The organism is Kineococcus anabasis (genome assembly GCF_054590795.1).
This window is the reverse complement of sequence record NZ_BAAIHU010000001.1, coordinates 158,377-176,913: the sequence shown is the minus strand read 5'-3', so window position 1 is coordinate 176,913 and position 18,537 is coordinate 158,377. Positions and strand designations below refer to the sequence as shown.

13 protein-coding genes are annotated in these 18,537 nt (G+C 74.8%); 12 read left to right on the top strand and 1 reads right to left on the bottom strand.

Annotated features, from left to right (window positions below):
* Position 1: 1 nt before the first annotated feature.
* The 4 genes from ACYQBY_RS00770 to ACYQBY_RS00755 are packed head-to-tail and all read left to right on the top strand — an operon-like array spanning position 2 to position 7,112.
* On the top strand, positions 2-1,885 hold the full coding sequence (locus ACYQBY_RS00770) for a S8 family serine peptidase (RefSeq protein WP_459641901.1): 1,884 nt from the start codon (positions 2-4) through the stop codon (positions 1,883-1,885).
* A complete protein-coding gene (locus ACYQBY_RS00765; protein WP_459641900.1) occupies positions 1,875-3,464 on the top strand; it encodes a hypothetical protein in 1,590 nt (529 codons plus the stop codon). Before ACYQBY_RS00770 ends, ACYQBY_RS00765 begins: the two co-directional genes overlap by 11 nt.
* 15 nt (positions 3,465-3,479) lie before the next feature.
* Positions 3,480-5,057 carry a metallophosphoesterase family protein gene (locus ACYQBY_RS00760; RefSeq protein ID WP_459641899.1) on the top strand — a complete coding sequence of 526 codons (1,578 nt, stop codon included), beginning with the start codon at positions 3,480-3,482 and terminating at the stop codon, positions 5,055-5,057.
* A gap of 12 nt (positions 5,058-5,069) precedes the next feature.
* A complete protein-coding gene (locus tag ACYQBY_RS00755) occupies positions 5,070-7,112 on the top strand; it encodes a GMC family oxidoreductase N-terminal domain-containing protein (protein ID WP_459641898.1) in 2,043 nt (680 codons plus the stop codon).
* Between the two features lie 25 nt (positions 7,113-7,137).
* On the opposite strand, the gene ACYQBY_RS00750 is transcribed toward ACYQBY_RS00755, so the two are convergent.
* Positions 7,138-7,725 carry an ester cyclase gene (locus tag ACYQBY_RS00750; protein ID WP_459641897.1) on the bottom strand — a complete coding sequence of 196 codons (588 nt, stop codon included), beginning with the start codon at positions 7,723-7,725 and terminating at the stop codon, positions 7,138-7,140.
* A 190-nt stretch (positions 7,726-7,915) separates the two neighbouring features.
* Between ACYQBY_RS00750 and ACYQBY_RS00745 the strand changes: the two genes are divergently transcribed.
* The 8 genes from ACYQBY_RS00745 to ACYQBY_RS00710 all read left to right on the top strand — a co-directional run bounded on the left by ACYQBY_RS00745 (position 7,916) and on the right by ACYQBY_RS00710 (position 18,386).
* Positions 7,916-8,974, top strand: a complete 1,059-nt coding sequence (locus ACYQBY_RS00745; protein ID WP_459641896.1) for a DUF4037 domain-containing protein — start codon at positions 7,916-7,918, stop codon at positions 8,972-8,974.
* Between the two features lie 179 nt (positions 8,975-9,153).
* Positions 9,154-9,717 (top strand): hypothetical protein, encoded by a 564-nt coding sequence (locus tag ACYQBY_RS00740; RefSeq protein ID WP_459641895.1) that lies wholly within the window; start codon positions 9,154-9,156, stop codon positions 9,715-9,717.
* On the top strand, positions 9,714-10,505 hold the full coding sequence (locus ACYQBY_RS00735; RefSeq protein WP_459641894.1) for a hypothetical protein: 792 nt from the start codon (positions 9,714-9,716) through the stop codon (positions 10,503-10,505). The genes ACYQBY_RS00740 and ACYQBY_RS00735 overlap by 4 nt, the downstream gene beginning before the upstream one ends.
* A 115-nt stretch (positions 10,506-10,620) precedes the next feature.
* Entirely contained in the window at positions 10,621-12,297 is a 1,677-nt protein-coding gene (locus ACYQBY_RS00730; protein ID WP_459641893.1) for a glycoside hydrolase family 13 protein, read from the top strand.
* Positions 12,294-13,361, top strand: coding sequence for a CDP-glycerol glycerophosphotransferase family protein (locus ACYQBY_RS00725; RefSeq protein WP_459641892.1), 1,068 nt, complete (start codon positions 12,294-12,296; stop codon positions 13,359-13,361). Before ACYQBY_RS00730 ends, ACYQBY_RS00725 begins: the two co-directional genes overlap by 4 nt.
* A 107-nt stretch (positions 13,362-13,468) precedes the next feature.
* Entirely contained in the window at positions 13,469-13,963 is a 495-nt protein-coding gene (locus ACYQBY_RS00720) for a hypothetical protein (RefSeq protein WP_459641891.1), read from the top strand.
* 119 nt (positions 13,964-14,082) lie between these two features.
* Complete coding sequence (locus ACYQBY_RS00715; protein WP_459641890.1) at positions 14,083-15,024, top strand: excalibur calcium-binding domain-containing protein; 942 nt, start codon at positions 14,083-14,085, stop codon at positions 15,022-15,024.
* 884 nt (positions 15,025-15,908) lie between these two features.
* Entirely contained in the window at positions 15,909-18,386 is a 2,478-nt protein-coding gene (locus ACYQBY_RS00710) for a VWA domain-containing protein (RefSeq protein ID WP_459641889.1), read from the top strand.
* Positions 18,387-18,537 lie beyond the last annotated feature (151 nt).

Below are 18,537 nucleotides of genomic sequence, written 5' to 3'. Positions count from 1 at the left end.
GATGCCTCCCACCGCCCCGCGCGAGCCGCTCCCCCGCAGGCCGCGCACCTTCCTCATCGCCCAGGACTCCTCCGTCTCCCCGGCCTCCTCCGGACCGCTGGACTTCGGGTGGCTGATCGAGCAGGTCGAGGCCACCCCCGGCGTCAAGGTCGAGCAGCGGCTGCACCCCCGCAGCCTGCGCGGGGCGAGCCTGGGGACCTCCGTCACGGACGAGGTCGTCGTCGCGTCCCTGCCCGAGGAGGTCGCCACCGAGATCGCCCGGCACCCGCAGGTGCTGGTGGAGGAGGACAGCCTCGTGCTGCCGCACCAGGCGCCGGCGGACGCCCCGGCCGCCGGGCCCGACCCGGGGCTGCTGAGCCCCTTCGGCACCAGCACCTCGTGGACCATCGGGCTCGTCGGCCCCGGGGGCGAGCCGGTCCCCGGGGCCACCGTCTACCTGTACGGCAGCGGCATCCCCGCCCAGGGGCGCACCGACGACCAGGGCGTGGTCACCCTCGCCCTCCTCAACGAGAGCGACGCCACGCTGCGCGCGCTCTACGTCAACCCGCTCAGCGGGTACTGGTCGCTGTGGCAGGACCGGCCGGTGCTGACCAGCGGGACGAGGAACGTCGTCGCGCTGCAGCCCTTGTCGGAGACGTTCGGCGGTTTCCCCGGTCAGGAGGTGCTGGGCTGGGGGCAGGTCGCGATGCGGATGGACCGGTTGCCCGCCGGCATGACCGGCCGCGGCGTGCAGGTCGCGGTCGTCGACTCCGGCGCCGCGGCCGCGACCCACCCGGACCTGGCCGCCGTGGTGGACGGGGTGGACCTGACGACCACGCCGTCGAACACCACGCAGTGGCGGGAGGACACCATCGCGCACGGTTCGCACTGCAGCGGCGTCATCGCCGGTGCCCGCGGTAACGGCGGCATCCGCGGCTTCGCCCCGGAGGTGCGGCTGCACCAGGCGCGGATCTTCCCCGGCGGGCGCATCAGCAGCCTCCTCGACGCCGTCGACTACTGCATCGACCACGGCATCGACGTGGTGAACATGAGCCTCGGCACCGGCGGCAGCTCCCAGATCCTGCTGCAGAAGCTCGCGCAGGCGAAGGAGCTGGGGGTCGCCTGCATCGTGGCCGCCGGCAACACCGGCGGCGGGGTGCAGTTCCCCGGCACCTCCCCCGACGTCCTGACGGTCTCGGCGATCGGGAAGGAGGGGACCTTCCCGGCGGGCAGCTACCACGCCAAGCAGGTGTGGAGCGCGGGGGCGAGCGACCAGGGCTACTTCTCCGCGCAGTTCTCCTGCCACGGGCCCGAGGTCGACGTCTGCGGGCCCGGCGTCGCCGTCCTGTCCTCCGTCCCGCCCGCCGGGTACGCCGCCTGGGACGGCACGTCCATGGCCACCCCGCACGTCGCGGGGCTCGCCGCCCTCGTCCTCGCGCACCACCCCGACTTCCAGGAGGCGGGGATGAACCTCAAGGGCGCGGCGCGGGTCGACCACCTCTTCGCCCTGCTGAGGTCCTCGGTCACCCCCCTGGACGTCGGCGACCCCGAGCGCGTCGGCGCCGGCCTGCCCGACGCCCCCAGGGCGCTGGGCCTGGAGCCCGGCGCGAGCGCCCCGCCGGTGGCCGAGACCCGCACGACGGCCATCAGGACGGCGCTGGCCCAGCTCTCCCAGGTCATGGCCGCCGCCGGACTGCACCCCGGACGGGTGGGCCCGGCCGGTGCGCCGGTGGACGTGGCCGGCGCGCCCGCCCCGGCCATCCCGAGCCAGCGCGTCAGCACCGAGCGCGCCCTCGCGGAGCTGTGCGTCCGCATGGCGCACGCCGGCCTGGACTGCACGCCCGCGAGCACACCACCGCCGAGGACCCGGCCGCGGGCGGGAAGGGGCCGGGGCGGTGCCCGCTGACCGGGGAGGGGAACTGCCCCCCGACACCCCCGAAGAGGTGCGCCGCTACGCCGAGGGCGGCGGGCGCACCCCGCCGGGCGACCCCACCCTCGGCCTCCCCGTCGACCGGCCCGCACGGGGGACCCCGAAGCACCGGCTGGTCGCCATCGGCGACTCCCTGACGCACGGGTTCCAGAGCGGGGCGGTCGGGGCGACCGACCTGTCGTACCCGTCGATCATCGCCCACGAGCTCGGCTGGGAGGGTTTCCGCCGGCCCCAGTACCGGGGTCCCGGCGGGCTCCCGCTGAACCTCGAACTGCTGCTGCGGGACCTCGAGGACCACTTCGGGCCCCGGATCGACTTCTGGGAGACGCCGCTGGCCCTGTTCCGCGTGCGCGGCCTGGTGGACGACATCGAGGACTACTGGGAGCGCGGACCGGGATCGGCACCACCGCAGCGCAGCTCCGCCTACATGCACGCCCTCGCGGTGTACGGGTGGGACCTGCGCGACGCCCTGGAGCGCACGGCCGCCTCGTGCGCCGCGCGGCTGGCCGCCCCCAGCGACGACGTCCTGCGCCAGGGCATCGAGCACGACTCCGAGCGCGCGGCCCTGCGCGTGTACCCGACGGTTCCCGACGCCGCGGACATGACGTTCTTCGACGTCGCCGCCGCCCTCGGGCGCGACCACGGCGAGGACACCGACTCCGGCATCGAGACGCTGGTCGTCATGCTCGGGTCGAACAACGCCCTGCGCACCATCGTCGACCTGCGGCTGCGGTGGACGGGTGAGGACTACGCCGACGCCTCCCACAAGGGCAGGTACACGATGTGGCGGCCGGAGCACTTCCGGCACGAGCTCGCCCTGGTCGAGCGGAAGGTGCACGAGGTCGGTGCCCGGCACGTCATCTGGAGCACCGTCCCGCACATCACCATCGCACCGGTCGCCCGGGGGGTCGGGCCCAAGGTCGCGAGGGGCTCGCGGTACTTCTCCCACTACACCCGGCCGTGGGTGGCCGACGACCGTTTCGACCCACGACGGCACCGCCACCTCACCGCCGCCCAGGCGCGGGCGGTCGACTACGGCGTCGACATGTTCAACGACGCCATCCAGGGCGTCGTCGAGCGCGGACGGCGCGCCGGGTGCGATTGGTACCTCTTCGACCTCGCCGCCCTGCTGGACCGTCTCGCCGGCCGGCGCTACGTCGAGGACCCCGCCGCCCGGCCGCAGTGGTGGAGCCCGTACCCGCTCCCCCGCGAGCTGGCCAGGCTGGACCCCCCACCCGACACGCGTTTCCTCTCCGCGGACGGCAGGGGCGGCCGGGCGGCGGGCGGGTTGTTCTCGCTGGACGGGGTGCACCCCACCACCGTCGGCTACGGGATCATCGCGCAGGAGATCATGACGATCATGCGGCGCGCCGGCGTGCGGTTCGAGCAGCCCGACGGCAGCCCCCGCACCGACCCCGTGACCGTCGACTTCGCGCGGCTGCTGAAGCGCGACCTGCTGGTCACCCACCCGCCGCAGAACCTCGGCTCGACCCTGGGCGCGCTGGAGTGGGCCGACACCACCCTCGGGGTCCTCGGCAAGGCCCTGCCCCTCTGAGCGAGGTGAGCGACGATGTCCACGACCACCCGGACCGGCGAGGGCACCCCGGCGGGAGGCACCGGCCCCGCGGGGCCCGGGAACCCGAACTCGCGGGACTCCGTCGCCGGGGCGGGGTGGGGCGGGCAGCCGGCGGACCTCGCCGCCCTGCTCCCGCCGGCCCTGCGCGGTGCCCCGGCCTTCAGCTGGCTGCGGCTCGCCTCCCTCACCGGCGGGCGGCGCAACGACCCGCTGGCCAGGCTCCTCGGGGACCCCAGCCACGAGCGGCGCGAGGCGTGGCTGCGGCAGGTGCACGGCGGGGCCGTCCCCGACCTCACCGTGGACCGCACCGACCTGGCCTCCCCGTCGTTCCTCGTGATGGGCGACACCGGGGAGGGTGATGCGTCCCAGTACGCGCCGGTCCTGCTGCTGGACACCGTGGGGGCCGGAACGGACTTCATGGTGCTGTGCAGCGACGTCGTCTACCCCGGCGGCGGGGTGCTGGAGTACGCCTGGAAGCTCTGCTGGCCGTACCGGGACTACGGTGCGCCGATCTACGCCCTGCCCGGCAACCACGACTGGTACGACGGCCTGCGCGGCTTCATGTCCTTCTTCTGCGGCCAGGACTCCGCCCCCCGCCCGCCCCGGCGCTCCCTGTTCAGCCGCGCCGGCCTGCGCGACCGGCTCTGGGCGGACGGCCCGGAACCCCCCGATGCCGCCAAGCAGGACGCGCTCGCGACGTTGCGCCGCGGCCCCGGGCAGCGGGCCACCCAGCCCGGGTCCTACTTCCGGCTCAGCACAGGGCCGCTGGACCTGATCGCCGTCGACACCGGGATCGACGGCACCCTGGACGCGGCGCAGGGGCGGTGGCTGCGCCGGGTGAGCCGGGGCGAGAGGCCGAAGGTGCTGCTGACGGGCAGACCTCTCCACGTCGACGGCGAGCACCACCCCTGCCCGATCGACCGCGGGCGCGGCGGCACCGTGGACGACGTCGTGGACGATCCCGCGCACCGCTACGTCGCCGTCATCGGCGGTGACGTCCACAACTACCAGCGCTACCCGGTCCGGGTGGGTGGGCGGACGGTCCAGCACGTCGTCAGCGGTGGCGGCGGCGCCTACACGCACCCCACCCACACGATCCCCAACCTGGACCACAGCGGGATCCCGGGGGTGACGGAGGACGCTTTCCGGTGCTATCCCCTGCGGGGTGACTCCCTGTCGTTCTTCTCGCAGATGTACGACCGCAGGTTCCCCGGCGCGTGGCACCTGTCGCCCGCCGAGGCCGCCGCCTACCTGTCGCAGCGCCTCGGGATCCCCCCGACCAAGGCGGGGCTCACCCAGGCGGAGGTGACGGAGGAGGTGCGCCGCCGCGGCGAGCGGGTGATGCCGCTGCCGGGCCGCGTGCGGGGACCCTGGCACGCCGTCCTCGCCGAACTGCTCGACTGGAACGAACCACCGCTCTTCAAGCACCTGCTGCGCCTGGACGCCACCAGCACCTCCCTGACCATCGCCTGCCACGCCGCGACGGGGATGAGCACCCCCGCCGCGCCCCGGCCGGAGGACCGGGTGACGTGCGACCTGGCCGGGGGCGACGTGTGGGTGGAGGACACCTGAGGAGGACCTGCCGTGCCCGCGACGACCCGCCCCGAGTTCACCGACGTCCACCGGGAGGCGCTGCGCGCGCTCGCCGACACGTTCGTCGCGGAGGTGCCCGCTCCCGGCGGGCGCGACCCGGACGGTTTCTGGGCCCGGCGCGCCGGTGACGTGGGGGTGCCCGCGGCGGCGGAGCAGCACCTGAGCGCCCGCCTGCCCGGGCCGCAGCTCGCCGGGGTGCTGTCGCTGCTGGAGGCCCTGGCGCTCGCGGGTCTGCCCCTGCAGCCGCAACCGGCGCGGGAGGCCCTGCTGAGCGCGGTGGCCGAGAGCTCGCCGCAGGCCCGCGCCGGCGTGGACGCGCTGCGCCAGCTGGTGCTCCTGCTGGCCTACGGCGCACCGGACCCCGCGACCGGGACCAACCCGTTCTGGCGCACCTGGGGCTACCCCGGCCCCGTCTCCCGCCCCCCGCGGGTGCCGAAACGCCTCGCACCGCTCGTGCCGGACGGGGACACCGTCCTCGACGCCGACGTCGTGGTGGTGGGCTCGGGCAGCGGCGGCGGGGTCGTGGCGGGCGAGCTGGCCCTGGCCGGGCGGGACGTGGTGGTGCTGGAGTGGGGCGGGTACTTCGACCAGCCCGACTTCCCCCAGTACGAGCTGTGGGCGTACCAGAACCTCTGCCTGCGCGGTGGCCTCTTCCCCACCGCCGACCTCAACGTCGCCGTCCTCGCCGGCTCCGCGCTCGGCGGGGGCAGCACCGTCAACTGGTCGAACTGCGTCCGCCCGCGCCCCGACGTGCGGCGCCGGTGGGCGCGGGAGCACGGCCTCACCGGGGTGGACGGGCCGGACTTCGACGCGCACGTCGAGGCGGTGCTGCGGCGGATCTCCGCGAGCACCGCGTGCAGCGACGTCAACGACGTGCACCGCCGCCTCGCCGAGGGCGCCGACGCGCTCGGGTGGCACCTGCGCACCGCGGAGCTGAACCTGCTGCCGGACCGCTACGACCCCGCGGTCGCCGGGTTCGCCGGTTTCGGCGACCAGAGCGGCGCCAAGCAGGGCACGCTGAAGACCTGGCTGCAGGACGCCGCCGACGCGGGCGCCCGGATCCTGGTGCGCACCCGGGCGGAGCGGGTGCTCGTGGAGGACGGCCGGGCGGTGGGGGTGCTCGCCCGGTACGCCGACCCGGCGAGCGGGAGCACGGCGGCCGTGAGGGTCCGGGCCCGGCAGGTGGTGCTCGCCTGCGGCGCACTGGAGACGCCGGCGTTGCTGCTGCGCTCCGGGATCGGCGGGCCGGCGGCCGGGCGCGGGCTCCGGCTGCACCCGTCGGGCATCGTCGGTGGCACGTACCCACAGCCCCAGCACACGTGGTGGGGCCCGCCGCAATCGGCGATCCTCGACCAGTTCGCCGAGCGGGAGAAGGGTTTCGGTTTCCTCGTCGAGGGAGTGCACCACAGCTTCGCCCTCACGGCGGCCGCGTCCCGCTGGCACGACGCCGCCCAGCACAAGGAGCTGATGAGCAGGCTGGGGCACACCGCCTGGTTCTGCGGCATCGTGCAGGACCGCGGCTGCGGCACCGTCACCCTCGACGACGACGGCGAGGCGGTCCACACCTACCCCTTCGACGACCCGCTGGACCGCAGGCACTTCGCCGACGCGCTGGAGGCCATGGTCCGCCTGCACCACGCCGCCGGCGCCGAGGAGATCCACGTGCCGTCCCAGGTCCTGGAGCCGTGGCGCTCCGGTCGGGACGTCGAGGAGTTCGTCGCCGCCGTGCGCGCCACACCGCCCGGCCCCGGGGGCATCGCCGCGTTCAGCGCCCACCAGATGGGCGGCGCGGTCGCGGGCACCGACCCCGCGACGAGCGTGACCGGGCCCACGGGCGAACTGCACGACACCGCAGGGGTCTGGATCGGCGACACCAGCACCTTCCCCACCGCCAGCGGCGTGAACCCCATGGTCTCGTGCATGGCGCTGGCACGGCGGACGTCGCGGTTCGTGCTCGCGGCGCTGGCCGGGGTCCCGGTGGGCGGGGACGTGGTGGAACTGCCGCGGGAGGAGGCGCGGGAGGCGCGGGGGTGAGCCGTGGGCGCACGCCCACGCCAGGTCAGCCCGCGGGCGGCGTGTAGGGCAGGTCCATCCCGAGCTGGCGCATGAGGTCGGCGAGGTTGTAGTGGTCCTCGACGGCCGCGATCCTGCCGCGCGCGAAGCGGAACCAGGACACCGCCGGGACGGAGAACGAGCGTCCCCGGATGTCGGCGTCGGTGGTGAACGACTGGACGGTCGTGAACGTGCCGGCGAACGTCCACCGGACGCAGGCGCGGTCGCCGTCCTGCAGGACGTCGGTGACGGTGACCCGGATGTCGCCGATGCTGTCGATGGTGACGGCGACCCACCCGGCGACCTGCTCGGTCCCCTGCACCCGCGCCTGGAAGGCGTGGTCGGCGTAGGTGCCGTCCGGGGTGAACAGCGACGCCATGAGCTTCCCGTCGCCGGTGTTCCAGGCCTGCGCCCACGAGCGCACCAGCCGCGGCGCCGTGGTCCCGCGCCGGACCACGGCCCCGACCGGCAAGGCCGCGGCGGCGGGGGCGGTGGCGGTGGCGGTGGCGGTGAGGAGGCCTGCCGCGGCGGCACCGCCGGCGAGCAGCGCGAAGCCGCGACGGTCCACGCGGGGAGGGCGGTGTGCAGCGGTCATGGTCTCGCTCCCTTGGTATGTGTTCAGTCACTCACTCCCTCGTACCCAAGCACCCCGGCGCCTCCGTGTCCAGAGCCCGGGCCCCGCGCCCGCGCCCGCTCCCCCGCACGTCCCGCTCCGGCACGACCGGATCGCGGGGCGCGGCAGCGGACGACGACCCGCGCCGGGCAGTCCCCGCTAGCGTCGCCGCGTGGGAACCGGTGGAGTCGACCTCGCGCGGGCGTACTGGTCCGAGGTGGTCGCTCCCCTGCTGGCACGGCGGTGGCCCGCCCTGCCGCACGCCGCCGCCCGGTTGGGCACCGGCTCCGACGTCCTGGGCCTGGACGACGCGGTGTCCCGCGACCACGACTGGGGTCTGCGCCTGACGCTGCTCGTGCCGGCCGCGGTGGTGACGGAGGTGGGCGACGTCCTGGAGAGCGAACTCCCCGCGACCTTCCGCGGCCTGCCGACCCGCTTCCCGCTCACCCGGGACCAGCGCGTCGTCCACCGCGTCGACGTGACGACCGTCGGGGAGTTCGCGGGGCGCCACCTCGGCCTCGGTCCGGACGGGCCGGCGGGTGTGCTGGAGTGGCTGTCGCTGACCGGGCAGTCCGTCCTGGAGGTCACCGCCGGGGCGGTGTTCCGCGACACCGAGGGACGGCTGACCCGCCTGCGGGAACGCCTGACGTGGTACCCGCACGACCTGTGGTGCTACGCGGTGGCGTGCGACTGGCAGCGCATCGACCAGGAACTCCCCTTCGTGGGGCGCACCGGCGACGTCGGCGACGACCTCGGTTCCCGGCTGGTCACGGCACGGCTGGTGCGCGTCGCGATGCACCTCGGCTTCCTCCTGCAGCGGCGCTGGGCGCCGTACCCGAAGTGGTTCGGCACCTGTTTCGCCCGGACGCCGGTCGGGGTGGCGCTCCAGCCGGTTCTCGCGGCGGCGCTGACCGCCGGGACGTGGCGGACCCGGGAGGAGGCCCTGTGCCGGGCGCTGGAGGCCCTCCTGCGCCTCCAGCGCGAGGCCGGCCTGCCGGCTCCGGCCTCGGCGACCCGGCCCTTCTTCGAGCGGCCCTACCGCTCGGTGGCGCCGGAGGTGACGAGCCTGCTGCGGAGCGGGATCGAGGACCCGGCCGCCCGGGCACTGCCGGCCGGGGTCGGCACCGTGGAGCAGTGGATCGACAACGTCGACGCCCTGGTCGACCCCGGCCGCCGGGCCGCGGCACTCGCCGCGTGGCGGCCGCTGTTGCCGACCGCGGGACCGGCCTGAGCGGTCGCCCCGCCAGACGCCTCGGCGCGGGCAGGCGCGGGAGATCGGGGGCGAGACGGCCGTCCACCACTTCCGCCTCACACGTCACAGCGCTTCCGGGCCCGCCCCTGATCGGCGAGCATGCTGGGACACGGCCTGCGGTGAGGGTCCGCCGCGCCCGGACGGTGAAGGAGCAGTACGTGGACGACCTGAGTTCCCCCGTCTACCTCGTCGGGGCGCTGGGCCCGCCGCAGGCCGTCGAGGGGGAGGACCCGGACCGGCGGTTCTGCGTGGTGCAGCAGGCCGGCACGGTGCACGGCTTCGCCGAGGAGAGGTATGAGGTCCTACGGCGGCTGCGGCACGGCGTCAGCGTGCGCGACCTGCTGGCGCTGCTGGGACCCACCGGGCGGGAGCAGCTGGCGGAGATGGTCGAGCGGCGCCTCGTGGTCGTGGCCCCGCTGGAGCACCCGGAGGTGCTGGACGAGCTGTTCCTGGTGTCGGTGCTCACCGACCTCGGGCCCCACCTCGGCTCGGACCTGGTGCGCTCGGTGCGTTTCGCCGACGGCAGCGAGGGCCGCCTCACCGTGCACACCCTGGCGCTGGTCCAGGAGGGCGACACCGGGAGGACGCTCGGCGAGAGCCTCGCCCTGGCCGAGGAGCTCGGGGTGGACCGGACCCTCCTCACCGCGATGCTGAACAGCGACCTGAACACCCTGTTCTGGCAGGGCAACGCCATGTTCGACTGGGCCGCGGAGACCGCGTGAGCGTTCCCGGCACAGGCCCCGCGCGACCGTCGTGGACCAGCGAGTTCGCCCGCGACCGCCGGAACCTGAGGCTGCCGACGGCCGTCAGGCTGGCCGGGGACGGCATCCTGGCCGACCGCACCACGCGCACGAGGTCGCGCCGGGCAGCCCTCGCCGTCGCCGCAGTCCGGGTCGCGATCGGCCTGGGCCACGCCGCCACCGGGAACCCGACAGGGGCGCTCCGGCAGCTCCTGGGCGCGACGCGGCAGGGGCTGACGGCGATCGGCGCGCTGAAGGGCGAGGACGCCGGGCGCCGCTCCCGCCTGCGCACCGTGGAGACCCTGGTCACGGTGGCGGCGGACAAGTGGCCCACCGAGGTGGACAAGGTCCTCGTCGGCATGCGCCAGCAGCGGGAGCGGTACTTCCGCGAGGAACCGCCGCCGGGTGCCTGCCCGTCCCCCGTGGACACCGGCCGGCGGCTGACCTGGGACATCTACCAGCTGCTACCCCGCGGGGGCGGCGCCACGGAGGCGTACCGGGAGGCGTGCGACTCCCTCGAGCGGCGGCACGCCGCCTCGGTGGCCGCCCAGGGCGGGACACCGCGGACCCCGGAGGGGCGATCGGCGCAGCCGTCCCCGCAACCCCCTGCCGTGCACGGGATCCGCGGTCTCGTGGCCGGTCCCCCGGCTCCCCGCACACCCGGCGCCGCTGCCACACCTGCCGTGGGCGCACCCGCGGCGGGCGCCCGCAGCCACGCGGCCCGGACCCGCGCCACCGCGCAGCCCCGCCGCGGGGGCCTGGAGCGCTGACCGGCGGCGCTACCGTCCTGCGCGGACCCGGGTGAGCGGCTACCGTCGTCGCGCCCCGGGCCGTCCGGGCCCGGCCGGGCCCGCCCACACCCGACGTCCCCGAGGAGGACCTCCTGTGACACCACCGCGCCCGGTCCAGGCGGGGACGACGCCGGAACCGGTGCCCTGGTGGCGCGGCGCCGCCGTCTACCAGGTCCTCCCCCGCAGCTTCGCGGACGGCGACGGGGACGGCGTCGGGGACCTGCCCGGGCTGCGGGCGCGGCTGCCCCACATCGCGGGCCTCGGCGTGGACGCGGTGTGGGTGAACCCCTGGTACCCCTCGCCGCAGGTCGACAACGGCTACGACGTCGCGGACTACCGGGACGTCGACCCCGCTCTCGGTGGTCTCCGGGAGGCCGAGGCGTTCCTGCGCGAGGCGCACGAGGCGGGGCTGCGGGTGCTGCTCGACATCGTGCCGAACCACACCTCCGACGCCCACGCCTGGTTCCGCGCGGCCCTCGCCGGGGACCCCCGGGCCCGCGCGCGGTACCTGTTCCGCCCCGGCCGCGGCGAGGACGGCGCCCTGCCCCCGAACGACTGGGAGAGCTGCTTCGGCGGGCCGGCGTGGACGCGCACGAGCGGGCCGGACGGGCGCCCCGGCGAGTGGTACCTGCACTCCTTCGCCCCCGGGCAGCCGGACCTGGACTGGCGCAACCCCGAGGTCCGCGCCGAGTTCCTCGACGTCCTGAGGTTCTGGTTCGACCGCGGGGTCGACGGGTTCCGCATCGACGTCGCCCACGGCCTGGTGAAGGAGGCCGGCCTCCCCGACGCCCTCGGCCGCGACCGGCGCACCGAGGAGCACCCCGGCTGGGACCAGGACGAGGTGCACGAGGTGTACCGGCAGTGGCGCCGGGTGGCCGACTCCTACGACCCGCCGCGGGTCTTCGTCGCCGAGGCGTGGGTGGCGCGCCCCGAGCGGCTGCCGCTGTACCTGCGGCCCGACGAGCTGCACATGGCGTTCGAGTTCCAGCCCCTGCACGTGGCCTGGCGGCAGGGCCCGTGGCGGCGCGTCGTGGAGCGCGGCCTCGCCACCGCGGAGCTCACCGGCGCGCCGAGCGCGTGGGCGCTCACCAACCACGACGTCGTGCGGCAGGTGACCCGCTACGCCCGCTCGCAGCCGCCCGAGCACGGCTCGAACGAGTCCGAGCGGGCGCGCTGGGGCACCGAGGTGCCGGACCTCGCGCTGGGCCGCGCCCGGGCCCGCGCGGCGATCCTGCTCACCGCGGCGCTGCCCGGCCTGGTGTACGTGTACGCCGGTGAGGAGCTGGGGCTGGAGGAGGTCGAGGACATCCCCGCCGCGCGCCGCACGGATCCCATCCACGCGCGCTCCGGCGGCCTGGACCCCGGCCGCGACGGTTCGCGCGTGCCGCTGCCCTGGTCGGGGGAGCACCCCCCGTACGGGTTCTCCCCGCCCGGCTCGCCCGAGCCCCCGCTGCCGCAGCCGCGGGGCTGGGGGCCCCTCAGCGCGGCAGCGCAGGAATCCGACCCGGGTTCCACGCTCGGCCTCTACCGCTGCGTCCTCGCCCTGCGCCGCAGCCTTTTCGGTGCCGGGGAACCGCTGGAGTGGCGCGAGGCCCCCGACGGCGTGCTCGCCTTCGCCCGCGGCCGGACCTCGGTGTGGGTGAACTTCGGCCCGGACGAGGTGGCGCTGCCGGCCGGCACGCGCGCCGTCGTCGTCTCGGGTCCCGCACCGGACGGGGTGCTGCCCGTGGACACCGCCGCCTGGTTCGTGCCCGAGGAGGAGCAACGGTGAGGATCGTCTGGAACGCGTTCAACGGCCGCTACGCGGACAACCCGCGAGCGCTGCACGAGGCGCTGCTCGCACGCGGCGGCGGGGAGGAGCACGTCTGGCTGGCCGACCCCCGGCACGCCGCGGCGTTCCCCCCCGGCGCGGCGACCGTGCCGATCGGGACACCGCGGGCCGTGGCGGCGCTGGAGTCCGCGGACGTCGTGGTCTCCAACACCCACCTCCAGCTCGACGAGTGGCGCAAGCGGCCCGGCACCACCTACCTGCAGACCTGGCACGGCACACCGCTCAAGCGCATCCACCGCGACGCCACGTCCCTGCCCCCGGACGACGTGATGGCCACGCTCGACGAGGACATCGCACGCTGGGACCTGCTCGTCACCCCGAGCGCTGAGGGGACCCGGCTGCTGCGCTCCGCCTTCGGCTACACCGGCGCGGTCCTCGAGACGGGCTACCCGCGCAACGACGTGCTGCGCGCCCCCGGCTCCGGCGACCGGCGCGCCCGCGTGCGCCGCGCCCTCGGCGTGCCGGACGGCACCACGGCCGTCCTCTACGCCCCCACCTACCGCGACGACGAGGCCGTCGCGGGTTCCGACGCCCCGCTCGGGCTGGACGCCGAGGCCCTCGTGGAACGGCTCGGTGACGACGCGGTCCTCCTGCTGCGGCTGCACCACTACATGGGCCACCAGCGCCGCCCCGCGGGAGGTGCGCGGCTGCGCGACGTCTCCGGGCACCCGGACATCTCCGACCTCTACCTCGCCGCGGACGTCCTGGTCACCGACTACTCGTCCTCGATGTTCGACTTCGCGGTCACCGGCAGGCCGATCGTGCTCTACGCCTACGACCTGGAGCACTACCGCGACCGGCTGCGCGGTTTCACCCTGGACCTGGAGACCGAGGGGCCCGGGCCGGTGGTGCTGGAGCAGGAGGCGCTCACCGGCGCGCTGCTCGACCTGCCCGCCGTGGCCGCGGCGCACGCGGAGCGGTACGCGCGGTTCGCCGGGCGCTTCTGCGCGCTGGAGGACGGGCGCGCCTCGGAGCGCGTCCTCGCGGCGGTCTGGCCGGCCTGAACCCGGCCCGCCCGGGTGCTCCGCGGGGCCGGGCGGGCGGCCACCGCCGCGGCGTGCTGCGCCGTGCGGGGGAGATCCACGTGCGCGGTGGCCGGGCGTGCGGTGAGATGAGGTCCGTGCAGCTGGGGGCCACCGCCGCGGAGATCGTCACGATCAGAGGCCGAGACGTCCACCTGAGAGCCGACGGGCGCACCGAGGTCTACGACCTCGACTACGTGCGGATGCTCGTGCCCTACCTGCGGGGGGAGCGTGACGTCCCGCCGCTGCGCCTGGTGCACTTCCGCCCGGGCATGAAGCCCTGGGTGTCCCTCGCCGTCGTCGACGACGACACCGACGACGGGGCCCGCGACGGCGGGGCGGGACCGGACCTGTCCGGCGTGACGATCTACTCCGGCCTCGGGACCCACCGGGAGATGGGCGTGCACCTGAGCCGGCCGGAGGCCTGGCGCATGGCCGAGCTCCTCGACCCGGTCACCCCGGAGCCGGTGCCCCCGGCCGGCGGCCCGGCGCGGCCGGCCTCTGCGGCGCCCGCACCGCTCGTGCCACGGCCCAGCACGGCCGAGCACGAGCAGCCCGACCCGGCCGTCCAGGCGGACGGTTAGCGCGCTCGGCGGACGGCCGCGCGGCCGACGTGTGACGACTGAGGCCCAAGTGGCGCAGAACGGCCCCGCGCACGCTCCACGTGGCTAGCCTGCTGGGGGGCAGGCAGCGTCCTCGCCGGATGCGGACACGGGGGATCGACGTGCGGGTGAGGACGTGGGCGCGACGGAGCGCCGCCGTGGTGCTGGTCGCGGTGGGGACGCAGATGCCGGCCGGGGTGCCGGCGCAGGCCCACCACGGCTACGACGTGGACTGCGGGGACTTCCGGTACCAGGGCGACGCGCAGGCCCACCTGCTCGCCCACCCCGGTGACCCGGACGAGCTGGACTCCGACGGGGACGGCATCGCGTGCGAGAGCCTGCCGCCCGGTCGCTCCGCTCCCCCGCCGCCCCCGTCGCCGGGCAACCCGTGCGGGGTGCGGGGTGCCATCGCCGAGCGCTGGGACCGCCTGGGCGGCGCCGCGGGTGTGCTCGGTGGACCGACGACGTGTGAGCTGTCCACCCCGCGCGGGGACGGGCGCTTCACCCACTTCCAGCGCGGCTCGATCTACTGGTCCCCCGCCACCGGCGCCTGGGAGGTCCGCGGCGCGATCGGGGAGCGGTGGGCGCAGTTGGGCCGGGAGGGCTCCTGGCTGGGCTTCCCCACCTCCGGGGAGCTGGGCCTGCGCGGCGGCGCGTTCGAACGCTTCCAGGGCGGATCGGTCTACTTCTCCGGCGCCACGGGAGCGCAGGCCGTGCGCGGCCTGATCCGCGAGAAGTGGGGCTCCGTGGGCTGGGAGGCCGGCTACCTCGGCTACCCCACCACCACCGAGGCACCCGTCCGCGGCGGGGCGTTCACCCACTTCCAGGGCGGCTCCGTCTACTGGTCCCCGGCCACCGGGGCGCACGTCGTGCGCGGCGCCATCCGCCAGGCCTGGGCCGGGCAGGGCTGGGAGAGCGGCCGGCTCGGGTTCCCCATGTCGGACGAGTACGACGTGCCCGGCGGCAGGCGCTCCGACTTCCAGGGCGGGGACATCGTCTGGACCCCCGCCGGCGGTGCGGTCGTCACGTACGCGGGGGGCTGACGAGCGGACCGCGGGAGCTGCGACACCCTGCTCCGCGACCCGGTGGTGCGGCGGAGCCGGTCCCGGAGGCGGTCCTGCCAGCGGCTGGGGTGTGGGTGCTGATCGTCCCGCCGTCGTCCCGAGGGTCGTCCCGCGGGTCGTCCCGCGGGCTCCGGCGCGGTGGCCGGGACACACGGGAGCGCAGGTCGTGAGACCTGGGCCGCAGTGCCCGAGAGGGCCCAGATGGACGCTCGCGGGTCGGGACCCGGCAGGATGCCGGGTCGACATGGCGGCGAGGTTCACCGGCAGGTCCACGCCCCGACTCCCCGAGGTCTCGGCCCAGGGCCGTGACCGCCTCGCCTTCGACGAGCTGCTGCCTGGAGGCACTCCGATCGCCACGGCCTGGGAGTTCCACGACATCGCCTGCAGCGACGAGGTCGCCCGAACGCAGGCCGTGTGTGACTCCACCGACGGCTTCCACCCCTCCCAAGTCGATCCCGACGTGCGCGGCGCCCGGTCCCTCCTCGGCGACCGGCAGTCCGGGGAGACGGACCTGGGCGTAGCCGACCTGCCCATGGTCCGGAGCGCCCGCGCCGAGGCGACCCTCCTGCTCGACGGCGACCCACCCCACCCGCAGCCCCGGCCTGCACGCCGAAGTGCACGACACCCCCGGCGCCGACGCCGCCGAGCGCCTCGCCATCTCCCGACCGGCGCCCGAGACACCGGCGATCCGACACCGGCGATCTGCTCGCTCGTCCCGGCTGCGGTCACGCAGATCGACCATCTCTGCCGGAACGGGCGCCAGGGAGCACCTGTGGTGGCAAAGCCGGCGAAACCCTGCGGAACGACGGAGGCCAGGTGTAGACACGATCAGCTTGGCGCCGCGCCAAGCGGGAGGGACATCCATGAGACTCCGCAGCGCGGCGATGGCCGCGAGCGTGATCCTTGCCAGCCTCATCGCGCCGGTCACCGCCGCCGACCCTGCCCAGGCAGCCACCAAACCGCGGCTGGACGTCGTCATCCTGGGCGATTCCTACTCCGCCGGCAATGGCGCCGGGAGGTATGGCGGTCCGCTGTTGTGCTATCGCAGCGAGAACAACTGGGGTAATCAGTACGCGCGCTCCCTGGCCGACCGGTACACGGTCAACGTCGTCAACCGTGCCTGCTCAGGCGGTGTCATCGCCGACATCACCCAGCGCCGGAAGATGGAAACCCGGCCGGTGCCGATTCCGGTCCCCGGCCCTCTCGCGACCAAGGACGACCCCCGTGCACGCGCGCTGCTCAACGCCAGCCGGCTGTGCACCCCTCGCTACGACGAAGAGTTCGAGATCACCCCCCTGACGGCCGTCGCAGGCCCCGCGGCTGGCGTGACCACCGTGACGTTCGCGTGCACACGCTACATCCAGCCCCAGATCGACGCGATCAACGAAGGTACCGACCTCGTGCTCTTCAGCATGGGCGGCAACGACATCGGCTTCGCCGAGATCGTCGAGCAGTGTTTCGTTCTCGGTGCGCGAGACGTCGACACGTGCGAGTCGAGCGTGCAGACTGCACGCGCGGACGTCGCCACGAAGGTGGGGGACCGTCTCGCCGCCGCCCTGCCGACGATCAAGAAGAAGATGCGCGGTGACGCCAAGATCGTCCTGAAGTCCTACCCGCACCTGGAGAGGGACCCCAACTACACCCTGCGCAACCTGCGCCGGACGACGAGTTTCGCGGTGGGCAAGGAGGTCCGCGCGCTCGGCGACGAGGGCAACACCGCGCAGCGACGCGCTGTGGACGCAGCCAACGCCGACCCGTCCGGGCCTCGCGTGATCTACGTCCCTGAGGTCAAGCCGGAGTTCGCGGGCAAGGAGCCCGACGGGCGCGTGTGCTGCGAGAACCCCGACCGCTGGGTCGCCGAGTTCGACGACCTCGACATGCACATGTGGTACCACTACAACGAGCGGGGCCACCAGGAGATCGCCCGCATCCTCCGCGGCAAGAGCGACTTCGGCCTCGGGGGCACCGGTGACGGGCGGACCAACGGCACCATCGACATCGCCTTCGTCGTCGACACCACCGGCTCCATGGGCAGCGCGATCAACTCCGTCAAGGCCGCAGCCACCTCACTGGTGAACCAGGTGGCCGCCCGCACCGACTCCGCGCGCTTCTCCCTCGTCGACTACCGCGACTTCGCCTCCCGGACCGGCAGCCCGCAGGACTACCCCTCCACGCTGCGGCAGGACTTCACCTCCGACCCGTCCGCCATCAACACCGCGATCCAGGGCCTCGACCTCGGCTACGGCGGGGACACGCCTGAGACCATGTATTCCGGCCTCAACACCGCCTTCGACCTCACATGGCGCCCCGGGGCGAAGAAGATGGCCGTCGTCCTCGCCGACGCCCCACCGCTCTCCCCGGAACCGAGTACCGGACACACCGGCGCCCAGGTGATCGCCCGCTCACTGGCGATCGACCCGGTCGAAACCCACTTCATCGACATCTCCGGCTACACCAGCGGACACGCCGAGATCGCCGACATCGCCGCACGCACCAACGGCGGCATCTACCGCAGCGTCCCCGCCCAGGCCGCCGACGAGATCGCCGAAGCCATCGACGTCAGCCTCGACAGGCCCTTCGCCTGGGCAGCGGGTCCCTACGTGACCACCATCGGCGAGCCGGTCACGTTGGACGGATCCGGCTCGGTGGGCATCGGCACGGAGATCGCCAAGTACGAGTGGGACGTCAACGGTGACGGCGTCTACGACCACACCGCCACCACCCCCACAGCCACCCACACCTGGACCAGCGACTTCGACGGTCTCATCGCGCTGCGGGTGACCGACACCGCCGGGCGCGTCGGGCTGGCAACGACCATCGGGCACGCATCCATCGACGGCGACGAGATCCCGCCCGCCTTCGACAACTGCCCCAGCACCGCCAACCACTCCCAAGCGGACTTCGACGCCGACGGGCTCGGCGACGAGTGCGACCCGACCAACGGGCGCCCCACCCAGGACAAGCCCGGCGTCGTCGATGGCGTCGCAGACCCCGATGGCGACTCCACCCCCGGGACGGTCACGACCTTCCGCAAGCCCCACTTCAACACCTCCTCCACCATCGCCACGGTCGACGACTTCGCCGACTACTCCGGCGTCCAGCACCCCGGTGGCACCCTCCAGGTGCAGCTCATCGGCCTGCCCGCCGACTACGACCTGCTCGTCACCGACACCGCCGGCAAGGTCCTCGGCCGATCCGAGACCGCCGGGACAGCGGATGAGAAGATCCGGGTCACCACCGCAGCCGGGCGCTACCTGATCGCCGTCGTCCCCAAGAGCGGGCAGTTCTCGGCCACGCCGTACCGCCTCAACGTCACGGTCGTGGCCAGGGGAGGCAACTGACCCAGCCGTCACAGCGAGGCCGTGACACCACGAACGGCCCCACCAGCCCGACAGCGACGTCCAGCGGGGGATGCTTTCGACATGACGGCGGGACCCGCATGGCTCCAGGTCGTGGGGGGGCCCCCCCCCGGGGGCGNCAGCGGGGGATGCT

Coding starts and splice junctions, on each gene's coding strand:
- ACYQBY_RS00710 (WP_459641889.1), top strand. CDS start 15,909: ATGAGACTCCGCAGCGCGGCGATGGCCGCGAGCGTGATCCTTGCCAGC.
- ACYQBY_RS00720 (WP_459641891.1), top strand. CDS start 13,469: ATGAGGTCCGTGCAGCTGGGGGCCACCGCCGCGGAGATCGTCACGATC.
- ACYQBY_RS00760 (WP_459641899.1), top strand. CDS start 3,480: ATGTCCACGACCACCCGGACCGGCGAGGGCACCCCGGCGGGAGGCACC.
- ACYQBY_RS00715 (WP_459641890.1), top strand. CDS start 14,083: ATGCGGACACGGGGGATCGACGTGCGGGTGAGGACGTGGGCGCGACGG.
- ACYQBY_RS00770 (WP_459641901.1), top strand. CDS start 2: ATGCCTCCCACCGCCCCGCGCGAGCCGCTCCCCCGCAGGCCGCGCACC.
- ACYQBY_RS00750 (WP_459641897.1), bottom strand. CDS start 7,725: ATGACCGCTGCACACCGCCCTCCCCGCGTGGACCGTCGCGGCTTCGCG.